Genomic DNA, 24,507 nt, shown 5'->3' with positions numbered 1-24,507 from the left:
GCGCGCCGGGTCGCGTGATTCACCGGATGCTCACCGCGCTGCATTGGTAATCGGCGCTATTCTTTGCAGGCATGGTGAGCACATGACCTCCCGTTCCGACCGGCTTGGCCTGGCCGCGCTGACTGCCCTGGTGGTCGGGTCGATGATCGGTGCCGGCATCTTCTCGCTGCCGCAGAACATCGCGCGCAGCGCCGGCCCGGGCGTGGCATTGATCGGTTGGATGATCAGCGGGCTGGGCATGTTGATGCTGGCCTTCGTGTTCCAGAACCTGGCCAACCGCAAGCCCGAGCTGGATACCGGCATCTACGCGTACGCGCGGGCCGGGTTCGGCGATTACATCGGCTTCTCGGCAGCCTGGGGCTACTGGGTCTGTTCGCTGCTGGGCAACGTCAGCTATTTCGTGCTGATCTTCAGTGGCCTGGGCTATTTCGTGCCGGCCTTCGGTGAGGGCAATACCTGGCAGGCGGTGGCGTGTGCGTCCGTGCTGCTGTGGTCGATGCACGCAATGATCCTGCGCGGCATCCGCCAGGCCGCGCTGGTCAATGCCGTCGTCACCGTGGCCAAGATCGTGCCGATCGTGGTGTTCCTCATCATCGCCGCGGTCGGTTTCAAGGCCGACATCTTCACCGGCGACTTCTGGGGCACGGCAGAACTTGGCAGCGTGGGCGAACAGCTGCGCGGCATGATGCTGATCACGGTGTGGGTATTCATCGGCATCGAGGGCGCCAGCATCTACTCGCGGCGCGCGGCCAGGCGCTCGGATGTCGGGCGCGCGACCATCATCGGGTTCCTGTGCGTGCTTGCGCTGCTGATGCTGGTCAATCTGCTCTCGATGGGCGTGCTGCGCCAGGACGCGCTGGCCCATGCACGCAACCCCTCGATGGCCTTCGTGCTGGAGGCCATCGTCGGGCCCTGGGGCGCCACCTTGATCATCATCGGCATGATCGTCTCGGTGCTGGGGGCGTTGCTGGCGTGGGTACTGCTGTGCGCCGAAGTGCTGTACGCGGCGGCGGGGGACGGCACGATGCCGGCCTTCCTCGGGCGTGAGAACGCGCGCCAGGTGCCGGCCAATGCGCTGTGGCTCACCAACGGGCTGATCCAGCTGTTTCTGATCATCACCCTGTTCAGTGCCGGCACCTATACCAGCCTGGTGCTGCTGGGCGCGTCGATGAGCCTGGTGCCGTATCTGTTCTCGGCCGGTTACGGCGCCCTGCTCGCACTGCGCGGGGACACCTATGCCGGGCAGCGCGGGCTGCGGGCCCGCGATCTGCTGGTGGCCGGGCTGGCAACGCTGTACGCGCTGTGGCTGGTCTATGCCGGCGGGCTGTCCCAGGTGCTGCTGTCGGTACTGCTGTATGCGCCGGGCATCGCCATGTTCACCGCCGCCAAGCACCAGCATGGGCAGCGGATGTTCACCCGGGCCGAGCAGGTCATCGTGGCGGGCGTGATCGTCGTGGCCGGCTGGGCGGCGTGGGGTCTGTACCAGGGCCATCTGCACCTGGCGTGAGAGTGCCCCACAAAAAAGCCCGGTCAATGACCGGGCTCTTCATCCACGCCTGCGCGCTGCTTACCAGCGCATGCCGGCGAAGGGGTTCCAGCTGGTGTCGCCCTTCACTTTTTCCAGGTAGTACGAATAGTTGGTGGTCAGCGCGATCAACACCGACCAGGCCACGCCAATCGCACGGCCGACCACGTCCGGCAGGAACGCCACGACGACCATCAGCACCAGGGTGATGCCCAGGATGGTCAGCGCCTTGCGCCACATGCCCACGATCAGCAGGTAGATCCAGCTGAAGAACAGGGCGTAGAAGTTGAAGTTGACCTTGATCTTCTGGCCGAACGGCAGCGTCTTGTACGCCGCCTTGAAGGTCGGCGTGTTGGGGGCGCCGTGCTGTTCGAAGAAGTTGAAGCGGAACTGCCACTTGGGGCTGTAGGGGGAAGCAGTGTTGGAATCCATATCCGAATCGTTTGTTGAAAACGATTACATGATACCGACAAGCTATTGATTGGCGCCAATTTTTCGACGCTTGCGGGCACTCTTGGAAGGGACTGCGGGCACCGTCACACATTCGTCCCGGTTTTCCGATAGGGTGCGCAATCCGCGCGGCCGGAAGCCCCGCGGGTCATGAGAAGTCAACGAGATGCCAGACCATGTCCATTGATGTGATGTCCCCCGAGCGCCCTGTGGCAGGACCGCAGATCACGCCGTGCCCGGTCGCCACCCAGGCGCAACACCTGCTTGCCCAGCTGCAGTTCTCGCAGGTGAGCGCGCGTGCGCTGTCGCGCCCGCCGGTCGACACCGACCTGGCCATCGCCGCCACCGTCGCCTGAGCCCAACGCGCCACCGCACGCCGGTGCGGCCGGTCGTCCAAACGCACGCCCGCTCCCCCGCCCACGGGATGGAAAAACCGCGCAACACCGGCCCATCCGGTCCCGCACCGGGGCCGCTGGACCGGTGTCCATCGCCGTGCGGGGCCTGGACTGGCCGGGCGCAAGATGAATGGGCAGAGGCCCATGGCACAGGGCCTGCGCGGCGGTGCCTGTGCGGGGCGCTCCACTTGTCTCGATCCAAAAGCTGAATGCGGAGAAATGCCCGGTCAGCCCTTCGCGCGCACCTTACATTTCGCGCCATAGACTGAGCCGCATTTTTCGTCTCAAGTCGGTTTGGAGAGTTCGTGGGTTCCGGTAGTCACAGACATACGCTGCGTGCCGGTCTCCGGCCCGCACCGACAGGACGCATGCGTGCCAGCGCGCACGCCGGGCTCAGGACGCCCCCTTCCGCACTTGGCACCCCCGGCCTGGCACGCCCTGCACAGGGACACCGCGCATGAGTACCCAGACCCTCAACGCCCCGCTGGATGCCGGCCGGGCGACGTTGCCGGCCGAGTCGCCGTTGCCGATGCCCGAGCAGTCGCTGCGCGAAGGCCGGCTGCAGGTGCCACGCCAGCGCACCTCGCCGCGGATGATCGGGCTGCGCCGTTTCTACATCCTGGGCGGCACCGCGGCGATGACCGCCGCAGCGAGCCGGATGATGTGGAAGGTGCTGGCCGTCAACGGCATCAGCGTGCTCGAGGCCTGCCTGCTGGTGCTGTTCGTGGGGCTGTTCGCGTGGATCGCGCTGTCGTTCGCCGGCGCCGTGGCGGGCTTCCTGACCGCCGTGTTCGATCGGGGCTACAAGCTGGGCATCGACCCGGACGCACCGCTGCCGACCGTGCACACGCGCACCGCGCTGCTGATGCCCACCTACAACGAAGATCCGCGCCGGCTGCTGGCCGGCCTGCAGGCGATCTACGAGTCAGTGGCCGAGACCGGGCAGCTGGCGAACTTCGATTTCTACGTGCTCAGCGACACCCGACGCGATGACATCGGGCAGGCCGAAGAAGCGGCCTACCGCGCCCTGTGCGATGCCGTCGGCGGCCATGACCGCATCTTCTACCGTCGCCGCGGCGACAACAGCGGGCGCAAGGCCGGCAACATCGCCGATTGGGTCCGCCGCTTCGGCGGCGCCTACCCGCAGATGCTGATCCTGGACGCCGACAGCCTGATGACCGGCGACACCATCGTGCGCCTGGTCGCAGGGATGGAGCACAACCCGGATGTCGGGCTGATCCAGACCCTGCCGGCGGTGGTCGGCGGGCGCACCCTGTTTGCCCGCATGCAGCAGTTCGGCGGGCGCGTGTACGGCCCGGTGATCGGCCGCGGCGTGGCGTGGTGGCATGGCGCGGAGAGCAACTACTGGGGCCACAACGCGATCATCCGCACCCAGGCCTTCGCCGAGCAGGCCGGCCTGCCGTCGCTGCCGGGCAAGGAGCCGTTTGGCGGGCATGTGCTCAGCCACGATTTCGTCGAAGCCGCGCTGATGCGCCGGGGCGGCTGGGCCACCCACATGGTGCCGTACCTCAAAGGCAGCTATGAGGAAGGCCCGCCGACCCTCACCGACCTGCTGGTCCGTGACCGCCGCTGGTGCCAGGGCAACCTGCAGCACGCCAAGGTGGTCGGCTCCAAGGGGCTGCACTGGGTCAGCCGCATGCACATGCTGGTCGGCATCGGTCACTACTTCACCGCGCCGATGTGGGCCATGCTGATGTTGATCGGCATCGCGATCCCGCTGTTCCAGGGCGGCATCGACCTCAATGAAGTGCTGCATCTCTCGCCGGGCGTTTACTGGCGCCACCAGGACGAGACGCAGGTGATCCGCATGTTCGCGATCACCATGGTGGTGCTGCTCTCGCCCAAGGTACTGGGCTATCTGGCCATGCTGCTGGAGCCGGTGGAACGCCGCGGCTGCGGTGGCACGATCCGCGCCTTCATTTCGATGCTGCTGGAGACCATCCTTGCCGCGCTGATGGCGCCGGTGGTGATGTACGTGCAGTCGCGCGGCGTGGCCGAAGTGCTGGCCGGCAAGGACTCGGGCTGGGATGCGCAGCAGCGTGACGATGGCGGAGTGTCCTGGCTGGCACTGGCACGTGGCTATGGCGGGCTAAGCGTGTTCGGTCTGTTCATGGGGGCACTGGCCTATGCGGTCTCGCCCTCGCTGGCGGCGTGGATGGCGCCGGTGGTGATCGGCATGGTGCTGGCGATTCCGGTGGTGGGCTTCACCTCCTCGCGCACCGCCGGCGTGTGGATGCACCGGCTGGGCCTGATGGAAATCCCGGAAGAATCGGCACCGCCCAAGGTGCTGGTGCGCGCGGCCGAGCTGCGCCGTGCGGCTGCCGAGGCGCATCCGGCCGGCTGAGCCCTGCGTTGCCGCGATCAGCGCCCCATTGCAGCGGGGCGCGGTCATAATGCGGCTTGAACGTACTGGAGCCGCCTGATGCTGGATACCGTGGAAAACGAAACCGGCGCCGACCCGCAGTGGTCGGTGCTGTGGCTGCATGGCCTGGGTGCCGATGGCCATGACTTCGCCCCGATCGTGCCCGAGCTGGTGCGCCCGCACTGGCCGGCGATCCGCTTCGTGTTCCCGCATGCGCCGGTGCAGCCGATCACGATCAACAACGGCGTGCCGATGCGCGCGTGGTACGACATCGTCAGCATGGATTTCCGCTCGCGCGCCGACAGCGCCGGCGTGGATGCCTCGATCGTGGAACTGGAACTGCTGATCGAGCGCGAGATCGCCCGCGGCATTCCGGCCGAGCGCATCCTGCTGGCCGGCTTCTCCCAGGGCGGGGCGGTGATCCTCAGCGCACTGCTGCGCCGCACCCGTCCGCTGGCCGGGCTGATCGCGCTGTCGACCTATCTGCCCGACCCGGCCAAGGCTGCGGCTGCGCGCGTGGCCGGTGCGATCAGCGTGCCGGTGTTCATGGCCCATGGCACGCAGGATCCGGTGATTCCGGTGGCGATCGCCGAGCACACCGCACAGACGCTGGGCGCGCTCGGCCTGCCGGTGGAGTGGCACACCTATACGATGGCCCACCAGGTCTGTGCCGACGAGCTCGACGCACTGGGCAACTGGCTCGAGGCGCGCTTGGCCGCCTGACGCCATGAACGACCCGCGCCAGCAGTCCTGGTTGCCCGAGCTGTGCCGCCTGCCGCGACTGGCGGCGATGCTCGGGTTGGCCGAGCTGGTGGTCGTGGTGGTGGCGCTGGCACCCGATGGCAGCCGCCACTGGACGCTGCCGGACTTCCTGTCCGCCAGCGGCTTCGCGTTGTGGCTGGCGCTGGCAGTGACGGTCAGCCTGTGCAGCGTGCGCGCCATGCTCTCGCGCCTGCCCGAGGTGCCGGGCATGGTGCTGGTGGTGATGATGACCGGCCTGATCGCCGGCGCGTGCGCGGCGATCGTGCATGCGTTGTACGGGGTGATCGGCGGCGGCAGCTTCGCCCAGACCGTCGGCTTCTGGCGGTTCACGCTGGGCAGCGCGGCGATGACCGCATTGATCAGCGCACTGGCGCTGCGCTACTTCTACGTCAGTGATCGTGGCAGCGCGCAGATGCTGGCCAATGCACGGGCCCAGGCCGATGCGCTGCAGGCGCGGATCCGGCCGCATTTCCTCTTCAACAGCATGAACCTGATCGCCAGCCTGCTGCGCCGCGATCCGGACGTGGCCGAGCGCGCGGTCCTGGACTTGTCCGACCTGTTCCGTGCCGCGCTGGGTGCCGGCGATGGCGACTCCACCCTGCAGGCCGAGTGCGAACTGGCCGAGCAGTATCTGTCGATCGAATCGCTGCGCCTGGGCGAACGCCTGAAGGTGATCTGGCTGCGCGACGAGCCGTTGCCATGGTCGTTGCCGATGCCGCGGCTGGTGCTGCAACCGCTGGTCGAGAACGCGGTGCTGCACGGCATCTCACGGGTGCCTGCCGGCGGCACGATCGTGCTGGCGCTGTCCAGCGACGGCACCCAGCTGCGCATCCGGGTGCGCAACCCGGCGCCGGATCCGGCCACCCGCGGGCTGCCGCTGCTGCAGGGCGCAGGCCACGCACAACGCAACATCGCCCACCGCCTGGCCTGGCGCTTCGGCCCGGCCGCGCGGATGACGGGGGCGTGGGCCGACGGCTACTATGCTTGCGAAATCACGGTCCCGGTCCAGTGAGGAAACTGTCTTGAAGGTGGTGATCGCCGACGACGAACCGCTGGCCCGCGAGCGCCTGCGCTCCCTGCTTGCCGACCAGGCCGGCATCGAGGTGGTGGCCGAGGCCGAGAACGGCGAACAGGCGCTGCATGCCTGCGCCGAACTGCAACCGGACCTGGTCCTGCTCGATATCGCCATGCCCGGCCTGGACGGGCTGGAGGCCGCACGCCATCTGGCGACCTTCGAACCCCGCCCGGCCGTGGTGTTCTGCACCGCGTACGACGCGCATGCGCTGTCCGCGTTCGAAGCGGCGGCCATCGATTACCTGATGAAGCCGGTGCGCCCCGAGCGCCTGGCTGCCGCCCTTGAACGGGCGCGGACCTTCCTGGCCGGCCGCAGCGGCCCGGCGACCGCCGCCAGCCAGCAGGCGCGCACGCTGCTGTGCGCGCGCCTGCGCGGCAGCCTGCGGCTGATCCCGGTCGAGGACATCCATTACCTGCAGGCCGAAGAGAAATACGTCGTCGTGCACCACGCGCGCGGCGAAGACCTGCTGGAAGAATCGCTGAAGTCGCTGGAAGAAGAATTCGGCACTCGATTCGTGCGCATCCATCGCAATTGCCTGGTCGCCCGGCACGAACTGGTGGAGCTGCGACGAAATGGCGCAGGCCAGGTCCAGGCGGTGCTGCGCCATGGCCACGGGCCGCTGGAAGTCAGCCGCCGCTGCGTGGCCAGCCTCAAGCAGGACCTCAAACACCTGTAGGCCACGGGGATCCCATCGGGTCTGGCAGGCGCTCACCGTTGGTCGATATGCCTCCGTGCGTCGATAATGGCGCCATGAAGACCCTGCGCATCGCCACCCGAAAGAGCCCGCTTGCCCTGTGGCAGAGCGAATACGTCGCCGACCGCCTGCGCCAGGCGCACCCGGGGCTGGAGGTGGTGCTGATCCCGATGAGCACCCGCGGCGATGAGGTGCTGGACCGCTCGCTGGCGGCGATCGGCGGCAAGGGCCTGTTCCTCAAGGAACTGGAACTGGCGATGCTGCGTGGCGAAGCGGATTGCGCCGTGCACTCGCTCAAGGACGTGCCGATGGAACTGGACGCGCCCTTCGCGCTGCCAGCCATGCTGACCCGTCATGACGCGGCCGACGGGTTCATTTCAAATCTGTACGCCTCGCTGGAGGCATTGCCGATCGGCGCCCGGGTGGGCACCTCGTCGCTGCGCCGCCAGGCCCAGCTGCGCGCGCTGCGCCCGGATCTGGAGCTGCAGGACCTGCGCGGCAACGTCAACACGCGCCTGGCCAAGCTCGACAACGGCGGTTACGACGCGATCGTGCTGGCGGTCGCCGGGCTGGAACGCCTGGGCCTGGGCCACCGCATCGTGGCGCGCCTGGCCGCCCCGGACTGGTTGCCGGCCCCGGCGCAGGGCGCGGTCACGGTGGAGTGCAACGGCGAGGACGCGGCGGTGATGGGCCTGTTCGCTGCGCTGGACGATGCCGACACGCGTGCCTGCGTCGAAGCCGAGCGCGCCATGAACCGCGCGCTGCACGGCAGCTGCCATGTGCCGGTAGCGGGGTTCGCGCAGTGGGAAGGGGAGAATCTGTTCCTGCAGGGCCTGGTCGGCGGTGTTGCCGATGGCCGCATCGTGCGCGCGGAAGCGCGGGGCCCGGCCAGTGATCCGGAGACGCTGGGCCAGCGCGTCGCGCGCGGCCTGCTCGATGCCGGCGCCGGGGAGCTGCTCGCGGTGTAGTGCCGGCCGCTGGCCGGCAATCCAGGTCGCGCGAGGTTCCCGGCTAGCCGGCCAGCGGCCGGCACTACGTCACGATGGCGGGCGCATCGGCGCCCGCAGCGATTACTTGAACTTGTAGACCACGTTCATCGTGGTCAGCGTGTCGGTCTTGCGCTTGTCATCGGCGACGTCGCTGTTGTGACGCGCCTGCCAGCCGGCCTTCAGCGCCAGATGCTCGTTCATGCTCACCGATACGCCGAAATCGTTCTGCGCGAAGGTGTTGTACGAGCCCGATTCGACCAGCAGCGTGTTCACCAGGTCGGTGTTCGGGGTCAGCGTGTACTTGAGATCGAACAGGCCGCGGCCGATCAGGCCGGTACGGGTCGAGTCGTCTTCGGTGTTGTGGGTACGGCGCACACCCGGACCGATCTGCGCGTCCATGTAGAAGCGCTCGGCGTCGATGATCCGGGTGCCGTAACCGAGACCGAACGAGCTCTGGCGGTCGTAGGTGGCGAAATCGTCGCGCTCGTAACGCACCGTGGCGGTGATCTGGCGGTGTTCGCCCAGCTGCAGCGCGCTGCCGGCGCTGCCGGTGTAGCGGTTGGCGGTGGTGTTGCGGCGGCGGATGGTGGTGCCGTCGTCGTTGGTATCGGTGTACTCCGAGCGCGAGCGCAGGCCGAACAGGTCCATGCTGTGCACCCAGTCATCATCGGTGTAGCGCAGGCGCAGACGACCGTTGAAGCTCTCGGTATTGCTGTTGCCGCGGGCCGAGGCAAAGCCCAGTTCGCCGCCACTGCCGCTCCAGGGGGAGGTCATCGCCGCCAGTTCGGCAACGTCCTGTGCATAAACCGCCGGGGCGCAGAGCAGCAGGGGAACAAGCAACGAAACGCGCAGGGACATCAACGGTTCTCCGTGATCGGACAAGGGGGAGGGACAACAAGGGGGGGATGATACTTGATGCGTTCCACGTCACATTCGGCGATGGGCCGGGGCTTTAGGACCCGTTCGGCCTCGCCCCTGTTCAGGGAATATCGATCCGCAGCGAGGCGTCGTCGAAGCGCGAGTAGGTCACCGTGATCCGGAACGGCTGCCCGTTGGTCTGGCCCTTGCGCTCGATCTGCACCGGCAGGCCCTGCGCATTGACCCAGTACAGCAGGCCATCGGGCGCTGCGGTCGCGTGGCGCACCTCGTATTTGTGTGCGCGCTGGCCGCCGGCGCGTTCTTCGCCGAGGTCGCGCACCTGCAGCTGCGCCGGCTCCAGATCGGCGGGCAACGGATTGCGCCACTGGGCCAGCATCCCTTCGGGCACCGGGATCTGGCGCACTTCGCCGGCACGCTGCAGGAAGAAGGTGCCGCCGATGATGGTCTGCGGGCCATCCTCGGTGACGAGGCGGTAGCGGTCCGGGGCCACATAGTCCATCTGCGCCTCCACCGCGCGCGGGCCCTGCATCTTCATCACCGCATGGAAGCTGCGCAGCTGGCCGAAGCGCTGGCTGGCGGCCAGCACCGTGCCGACCGGGTCGGCGGCCGGTGCGGTCGCGGCAGGCACCGCAGCCACCGGCGTTTCAGTGCGCCCGCAGCCGCTGGGCAGCAGGGCGGCGGCGGACAGGGCAAGGGCGGGCAACAGGCGCATGACGGGCGGCAGCAGGCGATGGGGGCCCCACGATAGCCGAAGATGCAGCCGAAGCCGCCACAACGACGGCGACTCGGACATAATCGGGTCATGGACCGATATGAACGCATCAACGCCCTGCATCGCCTGCTCAAGTCCGCCCGTTACCCGGTAACGGTGGCGGCCCTGCAGGAAAAACTGGAGTGTTCCCGCGCGACTGTCTACCGCGACCTGGCTTTCCTGCGCGACGCGCTGATGGCGCCGGTGGAAGGCGATGGCGAGGCGGGCTTCCGCTACCAGGCCGACGAAAGCGACCGCTTCGAGCTGCCGGGCTTGTGGCTGAGCTCGGAAGAACTGCACGCGCTGCTGGCCTCCCAGCACCTGCTCTCGCGCACGGGCGGCGGCGTGTTGTCCTCGGTGCTGGCCCCGCTGCAGCAGCGCATCGAAGGGCTGCTGGCGGCGCAGGCCGGTGTCTCCAGCTGGCCGGTCGACCGGGTCCGGGTGATTCCGCACCGCGGGCGCAAATTCGATGAGGCCAGCTTCCGCGCAGTGGCCTCGGCGGTGCTGGAGCGCAAGCAGCTGGCCTTCGAGTACCGGGCCCGCTCCACCGACGAGGCGACCCAGCGCACCGTGTCGCCGCAGCGCATGACCCACTACCGCGACAACTGGTACCTGGATGCGTGGGACCACGGCCGCGAAGGCCTGCGCAGCTTCGCCGTGGACCGCATCTACAAGGCCCGCGTGATCGATACCACCGCGCGCGATGTGGATGAGAGCGAGCTGGACGAGCAGCTGGGCGCCAGCTACGGCATCTTCTCCGGACCGCCCAAGGGCTGGGCCACGATCGTCTTCAGTGCCAAGGCCGCACGCTGGGTGGCCGATGAGCATTGGCATTCCAAGCAGCAGGGCCGTTTCCTGCCCGATGGCCGCTACGAGCTGAAACTGCCTTACAGCGTCTCGCGTGAGCTGCTGATGGACGTGCTGCACTACGGCTCGGACGCGGAGATCGTCGAGCCGGTGATGCTGCGCGAACAGGCCAAGGCCCTGCTGGCCCTGGCGCTGACCAGCTACGAGTAAGCCGGCCCGGCCGGCATCGGCTCATGCCGTGGGGTCATATGCCCCGGATTCCGCAAGGGCCGGGGCGTGCGGTATCGTGGGGCGTTGCTGCCCCTACGGATTCCGCTGCCCCCATGAAAAAGTACCTGCTGCTCCCGTTGCTTGCCGCCTCGCTGGCCCTGTCCGCCTGTGGCAAGCCGGCCCATGATTCCCAGAAGCTGGTGGTCGCGGCCACCGCGGTGCCGCACGCCGAGATCCTCGCCGTGGTCAAGCCGATCCTGGAGAAGGAGGGGCTGACCCTGGATGTGCGCGTGTTCAACGATTACGTGCAGCCCAATGACCAGCTGGTGCAGAAGCAGGTCGACGTGAACTACTTCCAGACCGAGCCCTACCTGGACGCCTACAACCGCGACCGCAAGACCGACCTGGTCAAGGTGATCGGCGTGCATATCGAGCCCTTCGGTGCGTACTCGCGCCGATTCACATCGCTCGATGCGCTGCCCAACGGCGCCGACGTGGTGATCCCCAACGACCCGAGCAACAACAGCCGCGCACTGATCCTGCTGCACAAGGCCGGCGTGATCACGCTCAAGGACCCGACCAATGCGTTGGCGACCCAGCGCGACATCACCGCCAACCCGAAGCAGCTCAAGTTCCGCGAGCTGGACTCGGCGATGCTGCCGCGCGTGCTGGACCAGGTCGATCTGGCCCTGATCAACACCAACTACGCGCTGGATGCCGGGCTCAACCCGACCCAGGATGCGCTGGCGATCGAAAGCAAGGATTCGCCGTACGTGAACTTCCTCGTTGCCCGCCCGGACAACAAGGACGATGCCCGCGTACAGCAGCTGGCCAAGGCCCTGACCGGCCCGGAAGTGAAGGCCTTCATCGCCGAGAAGTACAAGGGCGCCGTCCTCCCCGCGTTCTGACCGGCACCCGCGGTAGCGCCACGCCATGCGTGGCTGGCCGCGCCCGCGCGCCAATGATCGCCGACGCGGGCGTCACCCCACGCGGAAGCCCATCGTCGCTTCCACCGCCTGCTGCCATCCGCGGTACAGCGCCTCGCGCTGATCCGCCGGCATCTGCGGGGTGAAGCGGCGGTCCACCGCCCACTGTTCGGCGATCTCCGCCCGGCTGCTCCAGAAACCGGTGGCCAGCCCGGCCAGATACGCGGCGCCCAGCGCGGTGGTCTCGGCCACCTGCGGGCGCAGCACCGGCACCCCCAGGATGTCGCTCTGGAACTGCGCCATGAAGTCATTGGCGATCGCACCGCCATCGGCACGCAGTTCCTTCAGCTCGATGCCCGCATCGGCCTGCATCGCCGCCAGCACATCGCGGGTCTGGTACGCCATGGATTCCACCGCCGCGCGGATGAAGTGTTCCTTGGTGGTGCCGCGGGTCAGGCCGAACATCGCGCCACGCACATCGCTGCGCCAGTACGGTGCGCCCAGTCCCACGAACGCCGGCACCAGGTACACGCCACCGTTGTCGGCGGCCCGCTCGGCGTACGCCTGGCAATCGCTGGATTTGCCGAACATGCGCAGCCCGTCGCGCAGCCACTGCACCACCGAGCCGGCGACGAAGATCGAGCCTTCCAGTGCGTATTCCACGCGGCCATCGATGCCCCAGGCGATGGTGGTGAGCAGTCCGTTTTCGGATACCACCGCCTTGTCGCCGGTGTTCATCAGCATGAAACAGCCGGTGCCGTAGGTGTTCTTGGCCATGCCCGGCTCGAAGCAGGCCTGGCCGAACAGCGCGGCCTGCTGATCCCCTGCGATGCCGGCGATGGGCAGGTGCTGGTCGAAAAAGAACTGCGCCTGGGTGGTGGCATACACCTCGCTGGAGCTGCGGACCTGCGGCAGCATCGCGCGCGGAATGTTGAACAGCGCCAGCAGCTCATCGTCCCACTGCAGCGCATGGATATCGAACAGCAGCGTGCGCGCGGCATTGGTTACATCGGTGACGTGCGCCTGGCCGCCACTGAGGTTCCAGATCAGCCAGCTGTCGATGGTGCCGAACAGCAGCTCGCCGCGTTCGGCACGTGCCTGCGCGCCCTCGACGTGATCGAGGATCCAGCGGATCTTGGTCGCGGAAAAATAGGCATCGATCAGCAGCCCGGTCCTGCGCCGGATCAGCGGCTCGTGGCCGTCGGCCTTGAGCTGCTCGCAGATTGCATGGCTCTGCCGCGACTGCCATACCACCGCGTTGTGGATCGGCTGGCCGGTGGCCTTGTCCCAGACCACGGTGGTCTCGCGCTGGTTGGTGATGCCGATCCCGGCGATCGTGCGCGGGTCCACCTGGTGGCGGTTCAACAGTTCGGTGATCGTGGTGTAGACGCTGGTCAGGATCTCGCGCGGATCGTGCTCGACCCAGCCCGGCTGCGGGAAGATCTGGGTGAACTCGCGCTGCGCGCTGCCGGCGATGCGCCCGGCACGATCAAACAGCATGGCGCGCGAACTGGTCGTGCCCTGGTCGATGGCGAGCACGTAGTGCTTGTCCATGGTCTGCTCCGTGGAATCGATGCCGTGAGGCGTGACAGACATACAGCCTACGGCATCGAAACGCGCGCCTGCACGGTGGCCGCCAGGGCCTCGCGCTGTGCAGCGTCCAGCCGCAGGCCGAGATGGCTGCGGCGCCACAGCACGTCCTCGGCGGTGCGTACCCATTCGTGCGTGATCAGGTAGTCCAGCTCGCGCTCGTGCAGGCCGCCGCCATGGTCCTGGCCCAATGCGTCGCGTGTCTGGGCGCCGGCCAGCAGGCCGATCGCCCGCGTGCCGTAGCTGGCGGCCAGGCGCTGGAGCAGGGCAGGGGGCAGGTGAGGATGATCGCGCTGCAGGGTCTCAGCCACCTGTACCGCGTTGCCACCGTCGCCACCGGGCAGGGGTGGCCCGCCGGCCGTCCAGGCCGCTCCCATCGCCGGCAGCGAGGGTGACAGGCGCCCAAGCGCTTCCTCGGCCAATGCGCGATACGTGGTGAGTTTGCCGCCCAGCACGCTCAGCAGCGGGGCGCCGGCGGTGTCCAGCTCCAGCCGGTAATCGCGGGTGACCTGCGATGCAGCGCGATGATGATCGGCCAGCAGCGGGCGCACGCCGCTGTAGCGCCAGACGATGTCATCGGCCTCGACCGGCACGCGCAGGAACCGGTTCACCGCATCAAGCAGATAGGCCTGCTCCTCCGCGCGCGGTTTGACCCACGCTGGATCACCGTCGTAATCGGTGTCGGTGGTGCCGATCAGGGTGAAGTCCTGCTCGAACGGGATCGCGAACACCACGCGCTGGTCGGGCTGCTGGAACAGGTAGGCGCTGTCATGTGCGAACAGGCGAGGCACCACCAGGTGGCTGCCCTGCACGAGCCGCAGCCCGAGCGGTGCATCCAGCCCCGCGCGCTGCAGCACCGTGCCGGCCCAGGGGCCGCTGGCGTTGACCACGCAGCGGGCGCGGATGCGCTGCACGTCGCCGCTGGCCGTACGCAGCACCGCCCACCAGTGGTCGCGGTGGCGGATCAACTGTTCGCAGCGGGTGCGGGTGCGGATATCGGCACCGCGCTCGTGTGCATCCAGTGCGTTGAGCACCACCAGCCGCGCATCGTTGACGCGGGCGTCCGCATACGTGAAGCCGGTCCGGTAGGCCGGCTGCAACATCTCGCCGCGGGGATCGCGTCGCAGGTCGATGCGCTGCGAGGGCGGGAAATGCGGATTGGCGCGGCCCAGGTGGTCGTACAGCCACAGGCCGGCACGCAGCATCCAGGCCGGGCGCAGATGGCGCACATGCGGCAGCACGAACGTGGTCGGGGCAATGAGGTGCGGGGCAAGCTGGCGCAGCGTTTCGCGTTCGTTGAGCGCCTTGCGCACCAACGCGACTTCACCCTGCTGCAGGTAGCGCAGGCCACCGTGGATCAGCTTGGTACTGGCGCTGGAGGTGTGGGCGGCCAGGTCATCCTGCTCGCACAGGCAGACCGAGAGCCCGCGACCGGCTGCATCCCGCGCGATCCCGGCGCCATTGATGCCGCCGCCCACCACCAGCATGTCGAAGGACTCGCGCATCGGCTCCCCGGGGCGGATCGGCGTGGTCCGCCGTGGTGGCCAGTGTCGGGCAGTGGTCGGCAACGCCCGATGAAAGTCGCGGGCCCCACAACGACAACGGGCCCGCAAGGGGCCCGTTGTGCGTACTGCGTGGTGCGGAAAAAGGCGTGCTTAGAAGCGCGCGCCGATGCCGAAGCCCACGGTCCACGGGTCCAGCTTGGCCTTGTCGCCGGTGCCTTCGCCGTTGACGGTCAGTTCCGGGCGCGAATGCATGTAGCGGGCATCGGCGCGGGCGAACCAGGTGCTGTTGATGTTCATGTCCACGCCGACGGTGCCGATCGCGCCCTTGGCGGTCTTCACACCGATGTGGCCGATGTCGCTGGCGAGGTCTTCATTGCTGAAGTTGGACTCGTAGTAACCGGCGCCCACGAACGGACGGAACACGTTGTCGGCCTGGCCGAAGTGGTACTGGCCGCTCAGCGCGATCGGCTGCTGCTCGACGGTGCCCAGGCGGGCGCCATCGGTGCCGCGCACGCGGTGGTCGAACTTGTCCGCTGCGCCCCACAGTTCCACGGCCCAGTTGTCGTTGATGTAGTAGCTGAAGCTCAGGGTCGGGGCCGGGCCACCGTCCACCTTGCGCACGCCGTCCAGCGGGTCGTTCTTCGGCTGCAGCAGCGAGACGCCGCCGACCACGGCGAAGTGCTTGCCGGACGCGGTATCAACGGTGCTGTCCTGCGCGAAAGCAGCCGGCGCAAAAGCAAGAGCAGTCAGGGTAGCCAGGGTCAGAGTACGGATGGAGCGCATGGGGGAATCTCCTCAGGATGTTTTTGTTCTGGGCCCCGGTGTTGTGGGGCGAGGCAACCGTAGTCCCCGCAATATGAATCGCATCCGACGCGCGTTAAATTTTAGTTGTTTCCATTCAGCGATCAGTGCGAAACCGCTGTATTTCCGGGCGATCATGCAACCTCCGACATTCATGCATCTGGTGACCGTGTGATGGAAACAACACGCTGCATCGGCTTTCCTGCGCAGCTGAATGCAGGATGCCGCGTGCTTGTGCTCGGCTCGATGCCCGGCGTGGCGTCGCTGCAGGCCGCGCAGTACTACGCGCATCCGCGCAATCGTTTCTGGCCGTTGATGGGCGTGCTGTGCGGGATCGACGCAACGGTTCCTTATCCCGATCGCATGCATGCATTGAACGCGACCGGCGTGGGCGTGTGGGATGTGATCGGGCGGTGCGAACGACGCGGCAGCCTGGATGCGTCGATCGTGCGTGGCAGTGAAGTCCCCAATGCGCTGGGCGCACTGATCGAGGGACTGCCCTCGCTGTGCGCGATCGCCTGCAATGGCGGCACCGCCTACCGCGCGTTCCAGCGGTTCATCGCGCCCGCGCTTGTCGGACCGGCGCAGGCGTTGCCGGTCTGGTCGCTGCCCTCCACCAGCCCCGCCAATGCGGCCTGGCCGCTGCCCCGGCTGGTACAGGCGTGGCAGCCGCTGGTCGATGCCGTGCGCCGCTGAGGCGGGGACAGCGGCGGACAATACGGTACCGACTGGAAAATTCCGCTTTGCACTGTGCCAAGCCGAATCCGGCCAAAGCAGATGCCTGCAACAGCCTGTCCCGGGACAGGGGGGCGGAAAATTCGCCAAGCCGGTTGGCGCTGGCGCGCGATACCCCCACAATAGGCGATTCCCTACACCAGATTGCCGGAGTTTTCCCCATGGCCGAAATCAAGGAAGCACTTGTCCCCGATATCGGTGACTACAGCGATATCCCGGTAATCGAGGTGCTGGTCGCCGTTGGAGATACCGTCAAAAAAGACCAGGGTCTGGTGACGCTGGAATCGGACAAGGCCACGATGGAAGTGCCGTCCTCGGTGGCCGGTATCGTCAAGGAAATCAAGGTCAAGGTCGGCGACAACCTCTCCGAGGGCAAGCTCGTGGCCCTGATCGAAGTCAGCGAAGAGGCCGTCGCGCCGGCCGCTGCTGCTGCCCCGGCCCCGGCCGCCAAGACCGAAGCGGCCGAGACCGCGACCAAGGTCGAGCCCGTCGCCGCCCCGGCCGAGCCGGACAAGCTGGCCGCCCGTGACATCGAACAGTCCGCCGCCAAGCCGACCCAGCCGGCCCCGGCCGCTGCTGCCCCGTCGGGCGGCTCGCCGACCAGCCCGCCGGTCGCCTTCAACGCCGACAGCGTGCTGCCGCAGAAGGTGCCCTACGCATCGCCGGCCGTGCGCGTGTTCGCCCGCGAGCTGGGCGTGGACCTGAACCAGCTGAGCGGCACCGAGAAGGGTGGCCGCATCACCAAGTCCGACGTGCAGAAGTTCGTCAAGTCGGCCCTGGCCGGCGGCGGCGCTGCCGCTGGCGGCACGGTGGCGGCCGGTGGCGGCCTGAACCTGCTGGCCTGGCCGAAGGTCGACTTCAGCAAGTTCGGTGAGGTCGAGGTCCAGCCGCTGTCGCGCATCAAGAAGATTTCGGGCGCGAACCTGGCCCGCAACTGGGCGATGATTCCGCACGTCACCCAGTTCGAGCAGGCTGACATCACCGAGCTGGAAGCCCTGCGCGTGGCCCTGAACAAGGAAAACGAGAAGGCCGGCATCAAGCTGACCATGCTCGCCTTCCTGGTCAAGGCCAGTGCCGCGGCGCTGAAGAAGTTCCCGGAGTTCAACGCTTCGCTGGATGCCAGCGGCGAGAACCTGACCCTGAAGAAGTACTTCAACATCGGCTTCGCGGCCGATACGCCGAGCGGCCTGGTCGTGCCGGTGATCCGCGATGTCGACAAGAAGGGCGTGGTGCAGATCGCGCAGGAATCCGGCGAACTGGCCAAGAAGGCGCGTGACGGCAAGCTCGGCCCGGCGGACATGAGCGGTGGCTGCTTCTCGATCAGCTCGCTGGGCGGCATTGGTGGCACTGCGTTCACCCCGATCGTCAATGCACCGGAAGTGGCCATCCTGGGCGTGTCCAAGTCGTCGATCCAGCCGGTCTGGAACGGCAAAGAGTTCGCGCCGAAGCTGATGCTGCCGCTGTCGCTGAGCTATGACCACCGCGTCATCGATGGCGCGCTGGCCGCCCGCTTCACCACCTACCTCTCGCAGGTGCTGGCCGACATGCGGCGCGTCCTGCTGTGAAGCAGGGCCTGGTCCTGGCCGGGCTGCTGATGGCGCTGCCGATGGTGCAGCGAGCGCAGGGCGCCGGTGCTGGACGATAACGTGCGGTCCTCCACCGTGGAGGGCCAGCGTTACAGCGGCACCGGCCTGGCGTGTGGTGCGGGCCGGCGGATGATGAAACAGGTGGCGCTGCCGATCCAGGCCAGCGACACCAGGGAAAAGAAGCTCGACCGTCGCTGGAAAGATCTGGACGAGTCGCTCGAAGAACTGCAGCAACTGCTCGGCGGCAAGGCCGGCTGAGCACCAGGAGAACACGAATGGCCGCAATTGAAATCAAGGTTCCCGACATCGGCGATTACAGCGGTGTCCCGGTGATCGAACTGCTGGTCGCCGTGGGTGACACGGTGAAGAAGGACCAGGGTCTGGTCACGCTGGAATCGGACAAGGCAACGCTGGAAGTGCCCTCGTCGGCTGCTGGCGTGGTCAAGGAAATCAAGGTCAAGCTCGGCGACAACCTCTCCGAAGGCGATGTGGTACTGCTGCTGGAGGCTGAAGGTGAGGCGGCTGCACCGGCCGCGCCGGCCAAGGCCGAGGCACCCAAGGCCGACGCACCGGCCAGCAAGCCGCCGGTGACCCCCTCGCACCGCGCCCCGGCCGAACCGGCCGCGCCGCAGCCGGCGTTGTCCTCGGGCAAGCCGGCCGACATCGAGTGCAAGATGGTGGTGCTGGGCGCCGGCCCGGGCGGTTACACCGCTGCTTTCCGCTCGGCCGATCTGGGCGTGGACACCGTACTGGTGGAACGTTATGCCAGCCTCGGTGGCGTCTGCCTCAACGTGGGCTGCATCCCGTCCAAGGCGCTGCTGCATGCCGCCGCAGTGATCGATGAAGTTGCCCATGCCGGTGATTTCGGCGTCGAGTTCGGCAAGCCGACCATCACCCTGGACAAGCTGCGCAGCTACAAGGAAAAGGTGGTCACCCAGCTGACCAAGGGCCTGGCCGGCATGGCCAAGCAGCGCAAGGTGCGCACCGTGCAGGGCCTGGCGAAGTTCGTCTCGGCCAACGAGCTGGAGATCGTCGGCGACGACGGCAAGACCCAGCTGCTGCGCTTCGAGCAGTGCATCATCGCTGCCGGCTCGCAGGCAGTGAAGCTGCCGAACTTCCCGTGGGACGACAAGCGCGTCATGGACTCCACCGATGCGCTGGAACTGGCCGACGTGCCGGGCAAGCTGCTGGTGGTCGGTGGCGGCATCATCGGCCTGGAAATGGCGACCGTGTACGGCGCGCTGGGCAGTGAAGTGACCGTGGTCGAATTCATGGACCAGCTGATGCCGGGCGCCGACAAGGACCTGGTCAAGCCGCTGGCCGACCGCCTGAAGAAGCAGGGCATCGTGGTGCACCTGAAGACCAAGGCGACCGACGTCAAGGCCGACAAGGCCGGCATCACCGTGTCCTTCGAAGCCGCCGTGGAAGGCGAAAAGCCGGGTCTGGAGGCAACCACCTTCGACCGCGTGCTGGTCGCCGTGGGCCGCTCGCCGAACGGCAAGAAGATCGATGCCGAGAAGGCCGGCGTGCAGGTCACCGACCGTGGCTTCATCCCGGCCGACCGCCAGATGCGCACCAACGTGCCGCACATCTTTGCGATCGGCGACATCGTCGGCAACCCGATGCTGGCCCACAAGGCCACGCACGAGGGCAAGCTGGCCGCGGAAGTGGCCGCCGGCGAGAAGAAGGAATGGGTGGCGCGCGTGATTCCGTCGGTGGCCTACACCAACCCGGAAATCGCGTGGGTTGGCGTGACCGAAACCGAAGCCAAGGCCAAGGGCCTGAAGGTCGGCGTGGCCAAGTTCCCGTGGGCCGCCAGCGGCCGCGCGATCGGCATCGGCCGTACCGAGGGCTTCACCAAGCTGATCTTCGACGAAGAAACCCACCGCATCATCGGTGGCGCCATTGTCGGCGTGCATGCGGGTGATCTGCTGGCCGAGATCGGCCTGGCGATCGAGATGGGTGCGGAGGCCGAAGACATCGGCCACACCATCCACGCCCATCCGACGCTGAGCGAATCGGTGGCGATGGCCGCGGAAATCTACGACGGCACGATCACCGATCTGTACATGCCGAAGAAGAAGTAATGCAACGAAAAACCCCGGCGAAAGCCGGGGTTTTTTGTTTCTGGTGTTGTCGATCCAGCTTCGCTCGGGCGCCTGGCGCTCTCCTGCAGGCCACCACCGGAATTTGTCGAGGCGGGTACGGATACCCTGTGGGGCGAAATCAAGGAGGAGGTGACGGCCACAGGCCGTCGCCGGGGGACATTCGCCCGACAGGGTATCCGTGCCCGACCGCCAGCCCACCCACCGTGGCTCCCCAAAAACCAAAGCGCAAAAAAAACGCGGCCCCCGATATCCCGGAGGCCGCGCTTGGAGAGAGGTGTTGCGAAGGGCTTAGAAGACGAAGCTGACGCCTGCCACCGGACCCTTGAACTCCTGCTTCAGACCGATCGTGCCATCGCTGCCGGTCTGATCGACGTCGAGCTTGAACCAGTCGTAGCCGGCGAACACGCCGAAGTTCTTGGTGAAGCGGTAATCGACGATCGCATTGGCGCGGCTCAGGTCGCCGTCGTAATCATCGAAGTTGCCCCACTTGGTGTTCAGGTACTGGCCCTGGAAGGTGATCATCCACTTCTCGGACGGGGTGAAGCTCAGGCGTGCACCAACCACCGGGGCGACACCGTCGGCCTTCTCGTCCAGGAACTCGCCCTGGTACAGATCACCGACATCCGCGTAAGCCTTGGTGCTCACCTTGGCGTACTCGGCACCCAGCTGCAGGCCGAGGTCGAACGTGTCGGTGTCCACCACCGAGTAGTCGTACACCAGGCTGGCGACCTGATACTTCAGCTCACCCTTGATGAAGCTGCCGGCCGGCACGTTGGTATCGCCGAAGCTCACACCCTGGTCGAGGGTCTCGCGGCGATCCTTGTCGTACTTGAAGTAGTTGAACAGCAGGCGCTGGCGGTTGCTGATGCGGAACATGCCGTCCACGCGCGGCTCCCATTCCTTGCCACCGAGGCCGAAATCTTCGGAGAAGCCCACATCCTGGCCAGCGATGTTGGTGTTGCCGCGGATCGTGTTGTCCGAATCGATCTGCATCGCACCCAGGCGCAGGGCGAAGCGGTCATCGCCTTCGGCAGCGTGGGACGGAGCGGCGTAGGAAAGCGCGGCCAGTGCGACTGGCACGGCAAGCAGGGAGAGCATCGGGCGCATCGGGGGTCCTTGCGGTGGTTCTAGTGATGTGGCGTCACATTGCCCACTGCGACGTCCACCATTCGTGAAGGTATGGTGGAGGCTGTGTGTACCGTTCATGCACTTTGGCTTACCGCAGGGCGGTTTGCTGGCCGGTTCCGGGGCCGGACCGCGTTACACGCGTTAGCCGCCAGCGTTGTTCGACCCGGCCGCCAGCGCCGCAGGCCGCAAAAAGAGGGTGGCCCCGGAGAGGGCTGCGGGGCCACCCTGTACTGGCCTGCGCGCGGGACGCCGACGAGGATTCAACGGCAGGCTGGTCGTTATGACCGGACCTTGCGACCAAAGTTCAATATGTTGCACCGCCGCATCGCGTGTCGCTTTGCGCAGTGGGATTGGCCCGGTGGTGGAACAGGTTCGCAAGAGCCGCCAACGGCGGGCTTACATCCGGGATGAACAGGCAGCGGTTGTCTCTCAAATTGTCCCATTGCTATAATTTGGCGGCTCGACGAGGCGCTAGCTTGCGACCTCGGCCTTTCCTACTCACAACCATGCAGGACATTCACGTGCTGAACTCCGTTGACGCGGGTCGGCGACTGATGCTGCGCGCAGCGGTTTACCCGCTCGTTGCAGTGGCTGTCCTGGCTCTGGCCCTGCTGCTGTGGGGAGGCCCGAAGGCAGCCCTGGGGGCGTTGCTCTCCGGCGTGGCGGTTTCGGCGGCCGGCTGGGTGGCTGCGCGGATGGCGCTGGGGGGTGGGGTGCAGGCCGCAGGCTCGGCGATGACCCGCCTGATTCTGGCGGTCGTGGCAAAGTGGGTGCTCGTATTCGGCGTCCTGATGGTGGGTTTCCTGGTCTTCAAGCTGCCTGCATTGGCGCTGCTGGCCGGTATCGCCGTCGGATTGATGTTCCAGGTCCTGGCTCTGGCCAGGCGCTGATCCAATTTTCATTTAACTCAAGGTTCCGGACACATGGCAGGCGAGGCGCTGACACCCACCTCCTACATCCAACATCACCTGCACAACCTGACGTTCCATATGCAGGAAGGTGGTTTCTGGGCGATCCACGTCGACACCATCGTGACTTCGGTCCTGATGGGCCTGTTGATGGTGTTCGGCTTCTGGATGGCAACCCGCAAGGCCACCGCCGGCGTCCCGGGCAAGTGGCAGGCGTTCGTCGAGATCTGCCTGGAGTTCGTTGACCGCCAGGCCAAGGACACCTACCACGGCACCAGCAAGCTGGTGACCCCGATCGCGATCACCCTGTTCTTCTGGATCCTCATGATGAATCTCATCAAGATGATCCCGGCCGACTTCATCGCCATGCCGCTGGAAGCCCTCGGCGTGCCGTACTGGAAGCCGGTCCCCACCGCCGACGTCAATGCCACCCTGGGCATGTCGATCAGCGTGTTCTTCCTGATGCTGTTCTTCGCGCTGCGTTCCAAGGGCCTGGGTGGTTTCACCAAGGAATTCCTGACCGCGCCGTTCGGCAAGTGGATGATGCCGTTCAACCTGATCCTCAACATCGTCGAGTGGCTGAGCAAGCCGATTTCGCTGGCGATGCGACTGTTCGGCAACATGTTCGGCGGCGAAATCGTCTTCCTGCTGATCTGGGTGCTGGGCGGTGCGGGTATCGCCGGTGCCATCGCAGGCGGTGCATTCGGCCTGGGCTGGATGCTGTTCCACCTGCTGGTGATTCCGCTGCAGGCGTTCATCTTCATGATGTTGTCCATCGTGTACCTGAGCCTGTCGGAAGACGCTCACTGAGTTTCGCTTCACCCTTCATCCGTTTGTTTCTAAACCCTTAGCTATTCAAAGTTCCAGGAGAAAACCATGTACTTCGCCGTCCTGACCAACCTCGCCCAAGTCCAGAGCTCCACCGTCCTCGCCGTCGGCATCATGATCGGCCTGGCCGCGCTGGGTGCCGGTCTCGGTCTGGCCATCATGGCCGGTAAGTTCCTGGAATCGGCTGCCCGTCAGCCGGAACTGATTCCGGTTCTGCAGGTCCGCATGTTCATCACCGCCGGCCTGATCGACGCCGCGTTCATCATCTCGGTCGCCGTCGGCCTGCTGCTGGCCTTCGCCAACCCGATGATCGGCGAGTTCGTTGCACGCCTGCCGCAGGTTGCTGGTTAATCCAGCAACAGCGAAACGATCAGGCGCCGTGTGCGCCTGATCGCGGATGAAGGATCGGATGCGCCGCCAAGGCGGCCCATCCACCCCGTCACCCCCGATTGAGCGAACCCCATGGATATCGGTTTTACCCTCGTTGCCCAGGGACTGGCGTTTGCCGGTCTGATCTGGATCATCGCGACCAAGATCTGGCCGCCGTTGATGAACGCCATCGAAGAGCGTCAGCAGAAGATCGCTGAAGGCCTCGCCGCTGCCGACCGCAGCCAGAAGGATCTGGCCCAGGCGCAGGAAAAGGTCAACGATGCACTGAAGGATGCGCGCACCAAGGCCAACGAGATCATCGATCAGGCCCACGCACGCGCCAACCAGATCGTTGATGCCGCCAAGAATGAAGCCATCGTCGAAGCCAACCGCCAGAAAGACCTGGCCCACGCCGAGATCGAAGCTGCCGCCAACCGTGCCCGTGAAGATCTGCGCAAGCAGGTGTCCGCCCTGGCCGTGAGCGGTGCCGAAAAGCTGCTCAAGCGCGAAATCGACGCCAACGCCCACAAGGCGCTGCTCGACGAGCTGGCCTCGGAGATCTGATCGATGAGCCAGGCCCTCACGCTTGCACGCCCGTATGCCCGCGCCGCGTTCGCGACCGCGCGCGACGAAGGCACGTTCGCGCCGTGGTCGGACGCGCTTGCGTTCTCCGCCCACGTAGCTGCCGACCCGCGCGTGGCGGCCTTGCTGTCGAACCCGGAACTGGACCGCGACGATGCCGTCGCGATGCTGGTGCCGGAATCGTCCAGCGAGACCTTCGGTCGCTTCCTGGCCATCCTGGCCGATGCGCACCGTCTGCCGCTGCTGCCGGAAATCGCCGGCATGTACGACCAGCTGCGCGCTGAAGCCGAACACGTGGTCAAGGCCACGGTGACCTCGGCCACCGAACTGTCCGGCGCCGAACTGGACGCCATCAAGGCCGCGCTGCGCAAGCGCTTCGGCCGCGAGGTGGACGTGACGACCGCGCTCGATGCGTCGCTGATCGGCGGTGCCGTGATCGACGCCGGCGATGTGGTCATCGATGGCTCGCTCAAGGGCAAGCTGTCGCGCCTGCAGACCGCGCTCGCTAACTGAATTCATTT

At 66.7% G+C, this 24,507-nt stretch carries 25 protein-coding genes; 18 read left to right on the top strand and 7 right to left on the bottom strand.

The window, feature by feature from the left end:
- Positions 1 to 82 precede the first annotated feature (82 nt).
- Entirely contained in the window at positions 83 to 1,507 is a 1,425-nt protein-coding gene (arcD, locus tag OC373_RS16740) for an arginine-ornithine antiporter (protein WP_261998121.1), read from the top strand.
- A 60-nt stretch (positions 1,508 to 1,567) separates the two neighbouring features.
- On the opposite strand, the gene OC373_RS16735 is transcribed toward arcD, so the two are convergent.
- Positions 1,568 to 1,957 (bottom strand): DUF2628 domain-containing protein, encoded by a 390-nt coding sequence (locus tag OC373_RS16735; RefSeq protein WP_019183610.1) that lies wholly within the window; start codon positions 1,955 to 1,957, stop codon positions 1,568 to 1,570.
- 194 nt (positions 1,958 to 2,151) lie between these two features.
- On the opposite strand from OC373_RS16735, the gene OC373_RS16730 reads away from it, so the two are divergent.
- From OC373_RS16730 to hemC, 6 genes are all read left to right on the top strand, one after another.
- Positions 2,152 to 2,331, top strand: coding sequence for a hypothetical protein (locus tag OC373_RS16730; protein WP_019183611.1), 180 nt, complete (start codon positions 2,152 to 2,154; stop codon positions 2,329 to 2,331).
- Positions 2,332 to 2,827: 496 nt separating this feature from the next.
- Positions 2,828 to 4,735, top strand: coding sequence for a glucans biosynthesis glucosyltransferase MdoH (gene mdoH / locus OC373_RS16725; protein ID WP_019183612.1), 1,908 nt, complete (start codon positions 2,828 to 2,830; stop codon positions 4,733 to 4,735).
- 75 nt (positions 4,736 to 4,810) lie between these two features.
- Entirely contained in the window at positions 4,811 to 5,476 is a 666-nt protein-coding gene (locus OC373_RS16720) for a carboxylesterase (protein ID WP_172838074.1), read from the top strand.
- A gap of 4 nt (positions 5,477 to 5,480) precedes the next feature.
- The gene (locus tag OC373_RS16715; RefSeq protein WP_070426004.1) at positions 5,481 to 6,527 is read left to right on the top strand and encodes a histidine kinase; all 1,047 of its coding nucleotides are present in this window, start codon (positions 5,481 to 5,483) and stop codon (positions 6,525 to 6,527) included.
- A 10-nt stretch (positions 6,528 to 6,537) separates the two neighbouring features.
- Complete coding sequence (locus OC373_RS16710; protein ID WP_019183615.1) at positions 6,538 to 7,266, top strand: LytTR family DNA-binding domain-containing protein; 729 nt, start codon at positions 6,538 to 6,540, stop codon at positions 7,264 to 7,266.
- A gap of 74 nt (positions 7,267 to 7,340) precedes the next feature.
- Positions 7,341 to 8,252: a hydroxymethylbilane synthase gene (gene hemC / locus OC373_RS16705; RefSeq protein WP_261998120.1), complete on the top strand. Its 912-nt coding sequence runs from the start codon at positions 7,341 to 7,343 to the stop codon at positions 8,250 to 8,252.
- 102 nt (positions 8,253 to 8,354) lie between these two features.
- On the opposite strand, the gene OC373_RS16700 is transcribed toward hemC, so the two are convergent.
- Together OC373_RS16700 and OC373_RS16695 are read right to left on the bottom strand one after the other, a co-directional pair.
- Positions 8,355 to 9,131: a DUF481 domain-containing protein gene (locus OC373_RS16700; RefSeq protein WP_019183617.1), complete on the bottom strand. Its 777-nt coding sequence runs from the start codon at positions 9,129 to 9,131 to the stop codon at positions 8,355 to 8,357.
- A 121-nt stretch (positions 9,132 to 9,252) separates the two neighbouring features.
- A complete protein-coding gene (locus OC373_RS16695; protein WP_261998119.1) occupies positions 9,253 to 9,864 on the bottom strand; it encodes a hypothetical protein in 612 nt (203 codons plus the stop codon).
- A 90-nt stretch (positions 9,865 to 9,954) separates the two neighbouring features.
- On the opposite strand from OC373_RS16695, the gene OC373_RS16690 reads away from it, so the two are divergent.
- Both OC373_RS16690 and OC373_RS16685 read left to right on the top strand, forming a co-directional pair.
- Positions 9,955 to 10,920, top strand: a complete 966-nt coding sequence (locus tag OC373_RS16690) for a YafY family protein (protein ID WP_019183619.1) — start codon at positions 9,955 to 9,957, stop codon at positions 10,918 to 10,920.
- A gap of 113 nt (positions 10,921 to 11,033) precedes the next feature.
- The gene (locus OC373_RS16685; RefSeq protein ID WP_261998118.1) at positions 11,034 to 11,828 is read left to right on the top strand and encodes a MetQ/NlpA family ABC transporter substrate-binding protein; all 795 of its coding nucleotides are present in this window, start codon (positions 11,034 to 11,036) and stop codon (positions 11,826 to 11,828) included.
- 72 nt (positions 11,829 to 11,900) lie between these two features.
- Here OC373_RS16685 and glpK read toward each other — a convergent pair whose 3' ends face one another.
- The 3 genes from glpK to OC373_RS16670 all read right to left on the bottom strand — a co-directional run bounded on the left by glpK (position 11,901) and on the right by OC373_RS16670 (position 15,724).
- The gene (gene glpK / locus OC373_RS16680; protein WP_046273134.1) at positions 11,901 to 13,400 is read right to left on the bottom strand and encodes a glycerol kinase GlpK; all 1,500 of its coding nucleotides are present in this window, start codon (positions 13,398 to 13,400) and stop codon (positions 11,901 to 11,903) included.
- Between the two features lie 47 nt (positions 13,401 to 13,447).
- Positions 13,448 to 14,941, bottom strand: coding sequence for a glycerol-3-phosphate dehydrogenase (glpD, locus tag OC373_RS16675; protein WP_261998117.1), 1,494 nt, complete (start codon positions 14,939 to 14,941; stop codon positions 13,448 to 13,450).
- 150 nt (positions 14,942 to 15,091) lie between these two features.
- Positions 15,092 to 15,724, bottom strand: coding sequence for an OmpW family outer membrane protein (locus OC373_RS16670; protein ID WP_019183623.1), 633 nt, complete (start codon positions 15,722 to 15,724; stop codon positions 15,092 to 15,094).
- A 192-nt stretch (positions 15,725 to 15,916) separates the two neighbouring features.
- Between OC373_RS16670 and OC373_RS16665 the strand changes: the two genes are divergently transcribed.
- The 4 genes from OC373_RS16665 to lpdA all read left to right on the top strand — a co-directional run bounded on the left by OC373_RS16665 (position 15,917) and on the right by lpdA (position 20,150).
- Positions 15,917 to 16,438, top strand: a complete 522-nt coding sequence (locus OC373_RS16665; protein WP_261998116.1) for a DNA-deoxyinosine glycosylase — start codon at positions 15,917 to 15,919, stop codon at positions 16,436 to 16,438.
- A 200-nt stretch (positions 16,439 to 16,638) separates the two neighbouring features.
- Positions 16,639 to 18,042, top strand: coding sequence for a dihydrolipoyllysine-residue acetyltransferase (aceF, locus tag OC373_RS16660; protein WP_070425996.1), 1,404 nt, complete (start codon positions 16,639 to 16,641; stop codon positions 18,040 to 18,042).
- An 81-nt stretch (positions 18,043 to 18,123) separates the two neighbouring features.
- On the top strand, positions 18,124 to 18,321 hold the full coding sequence (locus tag OC373_RS16655) for a hypothetical protein (protein WP_102789368.1): 198 nt from the start codon (positions 18,124 to 18,126) through the stop codon (positions 18,319 to 18,321).
- Between the two features lie 17 nt (positions 18,322 to 18,338).
- A complete protein-coding gene (gene lpdA, locus OC373_RS16650; protein ID WP_019183627.1) occupies positions 18,339 to 20,150 on the top strand; it encodes a dihydrolipoyl dehydrogenase in 1,812 nt (603 codons plus the stop codon).
- A gap of 309 nt (positions 20,151 to 20,459) precedes the next feature.
- On the opposite strand, the gene OC373_RS16645 is transcribed toward lpdA, so the two are convergent.
- Entirely contained in the window at positions 20,460 to 21,278 is an 819-nt protein-coding gene (locus OC373_RS16645) for a hypothetical protein (protein WP_070425993.1), read from the bottom strand.
- A gap of 542 nt (positions 21,279 to 21,820) precedes the next feature.
- On the opposite strand from OC373_RS16645, the gene OC373_RS16640 reads away from it, so the two are divergent.
- From OC373_RS16640 to OC373_RS16620, 5 genes are all read left to right on the top strand, one after another.
- Complete coding sequence (locus OC373_RS16640; protein WP_026069845.1) at positions 21,821 to 22,189, top strand: hypothetical protein; 369 nt, start codon at positions 21,821 to 21,823, stop codon at positions 22,187 to 22,189.
- Positions 22,190 to 22,222: 33 nt separating this feature from the next.
- On the top strand, positions 22,223 to 23,017 hold the full coding sequence (gene atpB, locus OC373_RS16635) for a F0F1 ATP synthase subunit A (RefSeq protein WP_046273137.1): 795 nt from the start codon (positions 22,223 to 22,225) through the stop codon (positions 23,015 to 23,017).
- Between the two features lie 66 nt (positions 23,018 to 23,083).
- Entirely contained in the window at positions 23,084 to 23,386 is a 303-nt protein-coding gene (gene atpE / locus OC373_RS16630; protein WP_017354883.1) for a F0F1 ATP synthase subunit C, read from the top strand.
- A 111-nt stretch (positions 23,387 to 23,497) separates the two neighbouring features.
- Positions 23,498 to 23,968 (top strand): F0F1 ATP synthase subunit B, encoded by a 471-nt coding sequence (locus OC373_RS16625; protein ID WP_019183632.1) that lies wholly within the window; start codon positions 23,498 to 23,500, stop codon positions 23,966 to 23,968.
- 3 nt (positions 23,969 to 23,971) lie between these two features.
- Positions 23,972 to 24,499, top strand: a complete 528-nt coding sequence (locus tag OC373_RS16620; protein WP_261998115.1) for a F0F1 ATP synthase subunit delta — start codon at positions 23,972 to 23,974, stop codon at positions 24,497 to 24,499.
- Positions 24,500 to 24,507 lie beyond the last annotated feature (8 nt).

Origin of the sequence: Stenotrophomonas sp. Ste96, from assembly GCF_024519495.1 — a bacterium.
GTDB lineage: Bacteria > Pseudomonadota > Gammaproteobacteria > Xanthomonadales > Xanthomonadaceae > Stenotrophomonas > Stenotrophomonas bentonitica_A.
The sequence above is the reverse complement of the archived record's forward strand: the minus strand, read 5'-3'. Positions and strand labels throughout refer to the sequence as shown.